Below are 11,112 nucleotides of genomic sequence, written 5' to 3'. Positions count from 1 at the left end.
CCCCATTTTAAAATTTTTTTATCGAAAATCAAAAAAAGCATCGTAAATAAGGTAAAAAAATGCCGTCAGAAGACAGCATTTTTTTATCAAACTTTGACTTGGTTCAATTTAGCCATTTCCGATGCTACGTGCAAGGTCAGATCTACGACACGAGTAGAGTATCCCCATTCATTATCATACCAAGCGAGCACTTTGACTTTTCTTGTTCCCATTACCATCGTGGAAAGGCCATCAATGATTGCAGAATGCGAGTTGGTATTAAAATCAATTGATACTAACGGTTCCATTGTCACATCCAAAATTCCTTTTAATGAACCTCTAGACGCTTCCATGAACGCCTGATTAATTTCATCAACGGTGACATCTTGCTTTAAATCTACTACTAAATCGACAAGTGAAACATTAGGAGTCGGAACGCGAAGAGCCATTCCATGCAGTTTGCCCTTAAGCTTGGGCAAAACAAGTGATAATGCTTTTGCCGCTCCAGTTGTTGTCGGAATAATAGATTGTCCGCATGCACGTGCCCGCCGTAAATCTTTATGCGGATTATCAATATTTTTTTGGTCATTTGTATAAGAATGAACGGTCGTCATTAATCCGCTTTCAATTCCAAACTTATCATCCAATACTTTTGCTACCGGTGCAAGGCAATTGGTTGTACAAGATGCATTAGAAATGATGTCATGCTGTTCAATATTCAGCATCTCTTCATTTACTCCCATTACGATCGTTACATCTTCATTTTTGCCAGGTGCTGTTAAAATGACTTTTTTCGCGCCCGCTGCTAAATGCAGTGCTGCTTTTTCTCTAGAGTTAAATTTCCCAGTGGCTTCAATGACAATATCAATCTCCATCTCTTTCCAAGGAAGCTCTTCCGGGTTGCGGTTATTTAAGAGCTTAATGCGCTTTCCGTTCACAAGTAGCTCATCGTCTAAAGGAATTACTTCCTCTGGAAAAACTCCATGTATTGTATCATATTTAATTAAATGTGCTAATGTTTCTGCTGGGTAGCTGGCATTGATTGCAGCAACCTCCAGTTTATTCTCAAGGATCGCTTGTCTGAAAACCATCCTTCCGATTCTACCAAATCCGTTAATTGCCAATCTCGCCTTCATATTGCGGCCCCTTCCATTAATGTTATACTTTTTAGTTTGTTTTCATGGTATTAGTATAACATATTTAAAATCAATTGTGATAAATAAAAAGCGGATTGTTTAAAGTTTTATTTTTCAGAAAAATACTGTAAACAAAAAAGGAAGGAAACTCCTTCCTGCATTAATCTTTATGGATGCCCCAGCCGGCTAATATCTCTAGGAGCTGTTTTTTGGTATCTTCGATCGGACCATTATTATTAATCACAGCATCCGCTAATTTTACCTTTTCCTCCAGAGGCATTTGGGAATGGATCCGTGCTTGTGCATCTTCCAATGAAAGTTGATTCCGATTCATTAACCTTGTTACCTGCGTATTGCTGTCAACATATACAAGGATAGTTTTATCCACCATAAAGGTCAGTCCGCTTTCAAATAATAATGGTATATCAAGAACCATCACGGCTTCTTTGTTCTGCTTTGCAGTTTCAATTGCTGTAAACATTCTTTTCCTGACTTCTGGATGGACGATTTTGTTTAATATCTGTCTTTTTTCTTCTTGATAAAAAATAATTCCGCCTAATTTTTGCCTGTCAATGTCGCCATTTTCTAATAAAATGTCCTTTCCAAATTCCTCAATGATTTTAAAATAAGCAGGTTCACCTATTTCAACGGCCCTTCGTGATTCTACATCTGCATCGATCACGGTAATCCCCATGGCCTTGAACATATTCGATACCGTACTCTTTCCACTGGCAATCCCGCCAGTCAATCCAATGATTAATGTCATATTTTATTCCTCTCTGGCATTATAATTTAAAGACTCCGATTAGAGTCTTTGACAATTTGGGCAAAAAAAAGAAGACCGGTTGTCAATTTTTATATTTTCAATGTCACCTCCACATTCAGGGCAAATCTTTTTATTGTACATTTTGTGTAATTCTTGAAATGTACCTTTTTTTCCTTCTGAATTAACATAATCCCTAATGGACGAACCACCTAACCTTATAGCCAGCTCAAAGGTTTCCTTTATATGCTTTAACAACTCCAACAATTTATCGTCGGGAATTTCTCCTACGAGCGTCAATGGATGGATCTTTGCCATAAATAGACATTCTGCAGCATAAATATTGCCCACCCCTTGAATAGTAGCAGGCTGCATGATCACTGTTTTAATTGATTTGTTAACATTTTGTTTTTTTCTCATGTTTTCTAGAAATCGTATATCTGCATCTGGGTCCGATGGATCAGGACCCACATTTTGAACAGGCTTATATAAAAGGTATTCATCTTCTGTTAATGCTCCAACCCATCCAAATCTCCGCTGATCTGAGTAAACAAGCAGCGTACCATTGTTTAAAGTAAATATTATATGAACATGATTTCTATAATGATCAGGTATCTGGTCGAATGAAGTGATCGTAAAAAAACCGCCCGTCATTCCTAAATGTGACAACATATATATAATGGAAGCATCTTTTTGCTCACAATGAAAAACCAAATACTTACCTCTTCTCTCAAGTCTTCGAAAAGCCGCTCCTTCTAATCGCTTAGTAAGTACAAAAACGTCCTGTCTGCCTTTCCCTTTTAGGGGGATGGTGATTTTGGGCTTGAAAACTTCAATATGAATAATTTCTTTATTTAATATTTTGGGTTCTAAAGTATTCAATACTTGCTGGACTTCAGGACCTTCTGGCATGTCACTCATCCCTCCTTATTACATACTCCTGAACAAGAGCCTTAACTTTTCCTTTTATCATACCACTTATTAAATTCACTTATCTAGAGCTTTACCCTTTGGAGACGCAAAGCATTTAATACTACCGATACGGAACTAAAAGCCATAGCGGCACCTGCTATCCACGGAGCTAGGAATCCCATTGCAGCAATCGGGATCCCGATACAATTATAAGCCAGAGCCCAAAACAGGTTTTGCTTGATATTCCGAATCATTTTCTTACTTATTAAAACGGCATCTGCTATTGTATTTAAATCCCCTTTCATTAACGTGATATCAGCTGCTTCCATTGCTATATCCGTTCCTGTACCCAAAGCTATTCCTATATCGGCAACAGCCAGAGCTGGTGCATCATTCATCCCATCACCGACCATGGCTACTTTTCTGCCTTCTTTTTGAAGTTTTTTGACTTCTTCTGCTTTTCCCTCTGGAAGAACTTCAGCAATTACATGGTCGATTCCAACCTGCTTGGCAATAGACTCAGCTGTTCGTGAATTATCTCCTGTTATCATGATGACGTTTAGATTTAACTCGTTTAGACGGCAAACGGCTTCTGTTGATGTCTCTTTAATGGTATCCGCTACTGCTAAAATACCTGCATATGTTCCATCTATGCTTACAAGCATTGCTGTCTTGCCGTTCAATTCAAGGGATTCCATGTCTGCTAATGCTTGTGTTACATCTATATTTTCATTGTTCATGAGTCTCTGGGTACCTATAAGAACTTGTTTATTTTCTACAATCGCCTTGACTCCGTAACCTGGAATGGCTGCGAATTCTTGAACCTCTTTCAGTGGAATATTTTTATTCTTAACTCCTTGCACGATTGCTTGTGCTAATGGATGTTCAGATTTGTTCTCAGCAGAAGCTATGAAGGACAGGAAATCTTTCTTATCCATATTTCCGTATACAATCACATCGGTTAACTCAGGAAGCCCTTTAGTTATAGTACCAGTTTTATCTAAGATGACCGTGTCTATTTTATGAGTTCTTTCAAGGTGTTCTCCTCCTTTAAAGAGAATCCCGTACTCAGCAGCTCTCCCTGAACCAGTCATAATGGATGTAGGAGTGGCTAAACCTAAAGCACACGGACACGCTATAACGAGAACAGCAATTAATTTTTCAAGGGCATTAGCGAACTCTCCCGGACTAATCCATATCAACCAAATCAAGAAAGTGACAACAGCAATCCCTATTACAATCGGAACAAAGATACTAGAGATTTGGTCTGCCAGTCGTTGAATCGGTGCCTTTGAACCTTGAGCTTCTTCCACTACTTTAATAATTTGAGCCAACACGGAATCTCGCCCCACTCTAGTTGCCTTGACTTTTAAAAAGCCATTTTTATTAATAGTAGCCCCAATTACAGAATCCCCCACGGTCTTATCCACCGGGACACTTTCACCAGTTAGCATGGATTCATCTAATGATGATTGCCCCTCCAGGATTTCACCGTCAACTGGTACTTTTTCACCTGGCTTGATGATAACCATGTCACCTTCAACAACTTCTTCAAGTGGTATTTCTTTCTCCATTCCATCTCGAATGACAATAGCTGTTTTCGCTTGTAAACCCATTAGTTTTTTTATAGCTTCCGATGAGCGTCCTTTTGCCTTGGCTTCAAATAGCTTACCTAAGAGGATCAAGGTAATCAAAATCGAACTTGTTTCAAAATACAAATCAACCATTTGTCTATGGGCACCAATTGTTTTTAAGGTCTCATAGAGACTATAATAATAAGCAGCCGATGTTCCCAAAGCAACCAGAACATCCATGTTTGCGCTCTTATTTCTTAATGCTTTATAAGCCCCCGCATAAAACTGCTTCCCAATTATAAATTGGACGGGAGTGGCAAAAACCAATTGCACCCAAGGGTTCATTAAAATCTTTGGAAGATAAATAAAAGACGTAAATGAAAAATGACTTACCATTGCCCATAATAACGGAAAAGACAGGATCGCTGAAACAATAAACTTCCCTTGTTGTTTTTTTATTTCTTTTTCACGGCGGTTCGTACCATTTTCCGCTTCCGAAATGATTCCATATCCTAACGTTTCTACACGCTTTATAATGTCTTGCATACTAATCAAAGATGGATTATATTCTATAGTTGCCCTTTCCAAAGCTAAATTAACAGTCGCATCGTTAACCCCTTGAAGTTTATTTAACCCCTTTTCAATCCTATTGGCACAGGCAGCACAAGTCATTCCTGTAATTTGAAAATTTGTTTCCTTTCGTTCCTTGCTCATCTAAATCACCTCTCTTATACAGGTAGGGGGTATATATTTTATCGAAAATAACGCGCCTGAAAAGCACGTTATTTTTTCACTATTCAACATCGTAGCCTTGTTCATCGATGGTTTCTTTGATTTTGCTTAATGAAACTTCCGATGGATTAAATTCTACAAGGACATTTCCTTCTTTTAAATGAACTTTGACTGTTTTCACACCTTCTAATTTACCTACGCTTCCTTCAACTGCATTCACACAATGATTACATGACATGCCATTCACTTTTAACGTTACCTTTTCCATTTATAATGCTCCTTTTATTTTTTTAATAATCTTTCAATCGTTAACATTACCTCGTCTAGCACTTCTGTATCGCCTTCATTAATTCGTTCCAATACACAAGTCTTTAAATGCCCTTCCAGAAGAATCTTTGCCACACTGTTTAAAGCAGACTGTGTAGCAGCAATTTGGTTAATAACATCATCGCAATAAGTGTCTTTTTCAATTAATCCTTTGATCCCTCGAATTTGACCTTCGATTCGGTTTAATCGAGTAATCAAATTTTTCTTAACTTTATCCGAATGATGACTTTTCCTTTCCTCAGGATGGCAGCAATCATGATTTATGTTTTCATCCATTCTATCGCCTCCGTAATCTCATTATACTATACCCCCCTTTAGTATGTCAAATTTTTTTTAAAAAATTTATATTAAACAAAGGTTAGCCCCAATAATATTTCCGAAAGCTTCATAATTATTGAAGTAACCTTTGTTAGGGTCTTATAAAAGATAGGCTATGGACGCCCCTTTCTTGCACTACTTCGCATCAAACCAAGTGGGTCCGTATGAGTAATCGACTTTTAACGGCACTGACAGTTCGATACAATTTTCCATTACTAGCGGTATTAATGTTTTTAGTATTTCCACTTCCTCTTCAGGTGCCTCAAAAATTAATTCATCGTGTACTTGCAAGAGCATCCGTGTTTTTAATCCTTTATCATGCAAGGCTTCATCCATATCAATCATCGCTTTTTTAATGATATCGGCAGCACTTCCCTGAATCGGTGTATTCATTGCTGTTCTTTCCGCAAAGCTTCTAAGATTAAAATTACGGCTGGTGATTTCCGGAATATATCTTCTTCTATGCAGCAGTGTTGTGACATACCCTTTCTGTTTAGCAAAATGAACAATTTCTTCCATATAATCCTTAACACCAGGATAACTGTTCAAATACCGTTCAATAAACTGTCCCGCTTCCTTTCTAGTAATCCCTAAATTTTGAGAAAGTCCGTAATCACTGATTCCATACACGATCCCAAAGTTCACCGCTTTGGCCTGACGTCTCATGTCGGCAGTTACATCATCCTTATCGACATGAAATACTTCCATCGCCGTTTTCGTATGAATATCCATGTCATCTTTAAATGCTTGTATAAGCTTTGTATCTCCGGAAATGTGGGCAAGTACACGGAGTTCGATCTGTGAATAATCCGCCGAAAAAATCACCCACCCAGGTTCTGACGGCACAAATGCCTGCCTAATTTTGCGGCCTTCTTCAAGCCGGATCGGGATATTTTGCAGGTTCGGATCAATCGAACTTAATCGGCCTGTTGCTGTCAATGTTTGCTGGAATCTTGTATGAACCTTATCTTGTTTAGGATCAATGACTTTCAACAAACCTTCGATATAAGTAGATTGCAGCTTGGCTAATTGTCTGTAGAGAAGAATATGCTCAATGATTTCGTGCTGACCGGAAAGCTTCTCCAATACATCAGCCGAAGTGGAATGACCAGTCTTTGTTTTCTTCATGACCGGTAAATTTAATTTTTCAAATAAAATTATGCCCAACTGCTTTGGCGAATTAATATTAAATTTTTCTCCTGCCAATTCGCAAATCTTTTCTTCGATTTCCAAGAGCCGTTCATTGAGTTCTCGTCCCATTGCCTGCAGACGCTTACGTTCTACCTTAATTCCGTACCATTCCATATCGGCCAAGATCAGTGATAACGGCATCTCCAGTTTTTTAAATAACTCATGTTGTTCATTTGACATTAATTGATCTTCTAACAGGTCTTTTAGTTGGGACATTGCCAAAGCTTTTCGGACTAAATGTTCTGCCAGAGATTGCTGGTCAGGAACCTTGCGTTTAGCCCCTTTCCCATAAAACGCTTCATCAGATTGCAGGGATGGGAGTTCATATTTCTTGGCCATTGCCGCAAGATCTTCTAATGTATCTGATGGATTAATCAGATAAGAGGCCATCAAAACATCAAAATAGGCTCCTTTTAAATGAATAGCATGTCTTCTTAAAGAAACCTCTGACCGTTTAACATCATAAACGGTTTTCTTTTTTGTTTCATCCTCCGCCCAATTCTTAAATGCTTCTGAATGTAATGCTTGTTCAGCCGGCAAAAAGAAACATCCCTTTTCATTGACAACGGAAAAGCCAATAATGTCGGCAAGATGATAATTATCATCGAGCAGTTCTACATAAAAATAATTTTCATCTGCAAATACATCTTCCGTGATTTCTTCAGGAATCTCATATTCGACTTGTTCGAGTTTTGCCTGTTCCTCTTTGTCGGCACCTTCACCCAGTTTTTCCAACAATGAAGAAAAACCTAATTCCTTAAATAAGGGAACAACTTTTTCTTTTGAAAAACCTTTATAAGAAATGTCCGTTAATTTTACTTCAATCGGTGCATGTCTTTCAATAGTGGCCAGCTTTTTGCTCATAAGTGCCTGATCTTTAAATTCCTCAAGCTTTTCCTTTAATTTATTTCCGCTTACTTGGTCTATAGAATTCAGCAAATTTTCAAGCGTGGAAAATTCCTTTAACAGCTTAATTGCCGTCTTCTCACCTACACCAGGCACACCTGGAATATTATCTGAAGAATCTCCCATCAGTCCTTTCATATCAATGATTTGCTCTGGAGTTAAGCCGTATTTTTCATTGATATGTTCAGGGGTGTATTCTTCAATATCCGTGATTCCTTTCTTAGTAATTCCAACAGTGGTATGTGGCGAGGAGAGCTGGGTTAAATCTTTATCACCAGAAATGACCCTTACCTCATAACCATCTTTTTCAGCCTGTAGTGAAAGAGTCCCAATAATATCGTCTGCTTCGTAATTCTCCAGCTCATGTCTGGCAATGCCGTACGCATCAAGCAATTCGCGAATGAACGGGAATTGCTCAGACAGCTCCGGCGGTGTTTTTTGCCTTCCACCCTTGTATTCTTCGAACGTTTTATGGCGGAAGGTTGTTTTTCCAGCATCAAATGCTACCAGTATGTGAGTGGGTTGTTCCTCCTCTAGGATTTTCATCAGCATCATGGTAAAACCATATACAGCATTCGTGTGAATGCCTTTTTCATTATTTAAAAGTGGGAGGGCAAAAAAAGCCCGGTAAGCAATACTATTCCCGTCGATCAGTACCAGTTTTTTTCTTTCCATTTATCTCACCATCCAAATATTTCTGGTTAATTTTTTGCAATTCAATAATAAATTCACTCCCTTGCCCAACTTCACTTATCACCCTAATATGACCATGATGTGCCTCTACTAAATGTTTCACGATCGCCAGTCCAAGTCCGGTACCGCCTGAATTTCTGCTTCTTGCCCGATCCACGCGGTAAAACCGTTCAAATATCCGGGGAATTTCCTCTCTCTCAATCCCCACCCCAGTATCTTTTACATGCACCCGTACCATTTCGCCATGGTCAACAAGGAACACGGTTACCTTGCCATGTTCAGGTGTATAGGAAATTGCATTGCCGATTACATTAAGAAATATTTGTTTCAGCCGGTCAACATCTCCATTTATCGTTAGGCTTTCTTTATGATGGAATTCAAGACGAATGTGCTTTGCCTGAGCTTTTCCGCTTAAAAGGGTAATGACATTCTCCAGTAATTCCGTTAAATTCAATTCCTGCATATTTAATGCGAAACCAGGCTGCTCTATTTTCGACAGTTCTAACAAATCATGAATAAGAGATTGCAGGCGCTCACTTTCTTTTAAAATTATCGAAAGGAAATCTACCAGTGTTTCTTTATTGTTCATAGCCCCGTCAAGAAGCGTTTCGGTAAATCCTTTGATCGATGTGACGGGAGTTTTTAGCTCATGGGAAACATTGGCAACAAAGTCTTTACGCATTTGCTCGAGTTTTTTCAGTTCGGTGATATCATGAAAAACAAGTAATACACCCTTCCAGACGTGGTTTGTACCAATAATCGGAATACCGTAAACAACAAAATATCTTTTTTCAATCAAGATCGGTATCTCTAATTGTTTGCTGGCTTTTTGTTCTGTCCGGAAGACTTCTGCCACAAGCTGGCAAATTTCTTGGTGTTCAATCACTTCATAATACTGTTTATTGATACAATCCACCGGATCCACCTGAAAAATATCAATATATCCTTTATTAATCAGATTAATGCTCCCGTGGCTGTCAATCAGAAGCAGCCCCGCCCCCATATTTTCTATTAAAGCTCTTAAACGGTCCCGCTGCATCTCCTGCGCTTTTACAAGCTCTTGCAGATTCTCCGCCAGTATGTTGATAGAAGCAGCCAGCATTTCGGTCTCATCTAATGTGGCAGCCGGTATCCTTGCCCAGTAATTCCCCTTCGCCAGTTCCATCGCCACATTTGTTGCGGCTTCAATAGGTTTGGTGTACCTTGCAGTAATTCTTATTCCCAGATAAATAATGACGATCAAAGCAATTCCAAGGCTGATCGAAAGAATCAACCAGATTTGTCCGTATGCTTGTTTTACTTCATTTGTTTTTGTACTAAGAAAGATGTAACCTTCCGTTTGGCCGTTTTTAATAATAGGTTTCCAATAATAATGCAGGTCAAAACCATCGCCTTCTTCTAGTCTGTCTTGCGCTTTTGGGCCAATTTTGATTGCTTCGTGGATCACTTTATCAAGATTCCCTGTGTCTTTATTGGAAGGCCCCTTGCTGTCGTACAAAATCTTTCCGTTCGGATTAGTAATCGTCATTCTGACATCTAACATCCCGCTGATCTTTAAAATCTCTTGTTTATTAAAGGCGGATACTCCACCGATTTCCTGAATATAAATGTTTACAAGGTTTCTTTCGAGTTTTAGGCGCTCGTTAAAGGATTGCAAATAATAACTTTTAAATAACTGCCCCAGTAAAATCCCGAGGCCGACCAAGACAGAAATAATTAAGGTAATCAGGGCAATCAAGAGCCTCGAGCGAAATTCTGTCATTCTATTTTAGGTTCCTCCAATTTATAGCCTAATCCGCGAACGGTTTTAATATAGGCCGGCTTTTTGGTTTCTTCTTCAATTTTTTCGCGTAAATGGGAAATATGCACATCCACAATTCTAGTATCGCCCGCAAAATCATAATTCCACACTGCACTTAATAATTGATCGCGTGTTAAAACACGCCCTTTATTTTGTGATAAATAAAGAAGCAATTCAAATTCCTTTAAGGTTAAATCAAGTCGATTCCCCTTAAAATAGGCTTCATATTTTTCAGGATAGATGGTCAAGTTGCCAATTTGGATATTCGTGCTGACATCCTCGACTTCTTCAACTGTATTCGACTGTATTTGCGCTCTTCGAAGGATCGCTTTTACACGAGCTATGACTTCTCTCGGGCTAAACGGCTTCACCATATAGTCGTCTGCACCTAATTCAAGTCCCAATATTTTGTCAAGCTCATCATCTTTTGCCGTTAACATGATAATCGGCGTCATGATGCGTTCCTGCCTAAGCTGCTTGCAAACTTCCATTCCATCCAGCTTTGGCAGCATCAAATCTAACACAATAATATCCGGTGCCTCCAATTCAGCTAACCGTTTCCCTTCTTCACCGTCCATAGCGGTTATGACCATAAAACCAGCCTGCTCCAAATTATATTTTAACAGCGTCACAATCGATGACTCATCATCAACAACAAGTACCTTATTCTTCATAAAAACCCCCACATGATTGATACCTTCATTATATATATAAGAAACACAGATAATCTAGTTTTTAGGATGTCAAAGTAGTACGTTAAAAAAACAAAAAAAGGGGCTG

Annotated in this window: 9 protein-coding genes; all 9 read right to left on the bottom strand. The window is 38.8% G+C overall.

What is annotated here, in order from left to right:
- Positions 1-86 precede the first annotated feature (86 nt).
- The 9 genes from BFU02S_RS11860 to BFU02S_RS11820 all read right to left on the bottom strand — a co-directional run bounded on the left by BFU02S_RS11860 (position 87) and on the right by BFU02S_RS11820 (position 11,006).
- Positions 87-1,115, bottom strand: a complete 1,029-nt coding sequence (locus tag BFU02S_RS11860) for a glyceraldehyde-3-phosphate dehydrogenase (RefSeq protein ID WP_066370817.1) — start codon at positions 1,113-1,115, stop codon at positions 87-89.
- Between the two features lie 160 nt (positions 1,116-1,275).
- Positions 1,276-1,881 (bottom strand): dephospho-CoA kinase, encoded by a 606-nt coding sequence (coaE, locus tag BFU02S_RS11855; RefSeq protein WP_066370814.1) that lies wholly within the window; start codon positions 1,879-1,881, stop codon positions 1,276-1,278.
- A 39-nt stretch (positions 1,882-1,920) separates the two neighbouring features.
- Positions 1,921-2,790, bottom strand: coding sequence for a bifunctional DNA-formamidopyrimidine glycosylase/DNA-(apurinic or apyrimidinic site) lyase (mutM, locus tag BFU02S_RS11850; protein WP_066370811.1), 870 nt, complete (start codon positions 2,788-2,790; stop codon positions 1,921-1,923).
- An 83-nt stretch (positions 2,791-2,873) separates the two neighbouring features.
- A complete protein-coding gene (locus BFU02S_RS11845; RefSeq protein ID WP_066370809.1) occupies positions 2,874-5,078 on the bottom strand; it encodes a heavy metal translocating P-type ATPase in 2,205 nt (734 codons plus the stop codon).
- Between the two features lie 79 nt (positions 5,079-5,157).
- Complete coding sequence (gene copZ, locus BFU02S_RS11840; RefSeq protein ID WP_066370807.1) at positions 5,158-5,364, bottom strand: copper chaperone CopZ; 207 nt, start codon at positions 5,362-5,364, stop codon at positions 5,158-5,160.
- Between the two features lie 14 nt (positions 5,365-5,378).
- The gene (locus BFU02S_RS11835) at positions 5,379-5,699 is read right to left on the bottom strand and encodes a metal-sensitive transcriptional regulator (protein WP_066370802.1); all 321 of its coding nucleotides are present in this window, start codon (positions 5,697-5,699) and stop codon (positions 5,379-5,381) included.
- A 177-nt stretch (positions 5,700-5,876) separates the two neighbouring features.
- Positions 5,877-8,513: a DNA polymerase I gene (gene polA, locus BFU02S_RS11830; RefSeq protein WP_066370799.1), complete on the bottom strand. Its 2,637-nt coding sequence runs from the start codon at positions 8,511-8,513 to the stop codon at positions 5,877-5,879.
- On the bottom strand, positions 8,476-10,293 hold the full coding sequence (pnpS, locus tag BFU02S_RS11825) for a two-component system histidine kinase PnpS (protein ID WP_066370798.1): 1,818 nt from the start codon (positions 10,291-10,293) through the stop codon (positions 8,476-8,478). Before pnpS ends, polA begins: the two co-directional genes overlap by 38 nt.
- Positions 10,290-11,006: a response regulator transcription factor gene (locus BFU02S_RS11820; protein WP_066370794.1), complete on the bottom strand. Its 717-nt coding sequence runs from the start codon at positions 11,004-11,006 to the stop codon at positions 10,290-10,292. The genes pnpS and BFU02S_RS11820 overlap by 4 nt, the downstream gene beginning before the upstream one ends.
- Between the last annotated feature and the right edge of the window lie 106 nt (positions 11,007-11,112).

Source organism: Neobacillus fumarioli NBRC 102428, from assembly GCF_001591485.1.
Classification (GTDB): Bacteria; Bacillota; Bacilli; order Bacillales; family Cytobacillaceae; genus Neobacillus; species Neobacillus fumarioli.
This window is presented reverse-complemented; position numbering and strand designations above follow the sequence as displayed.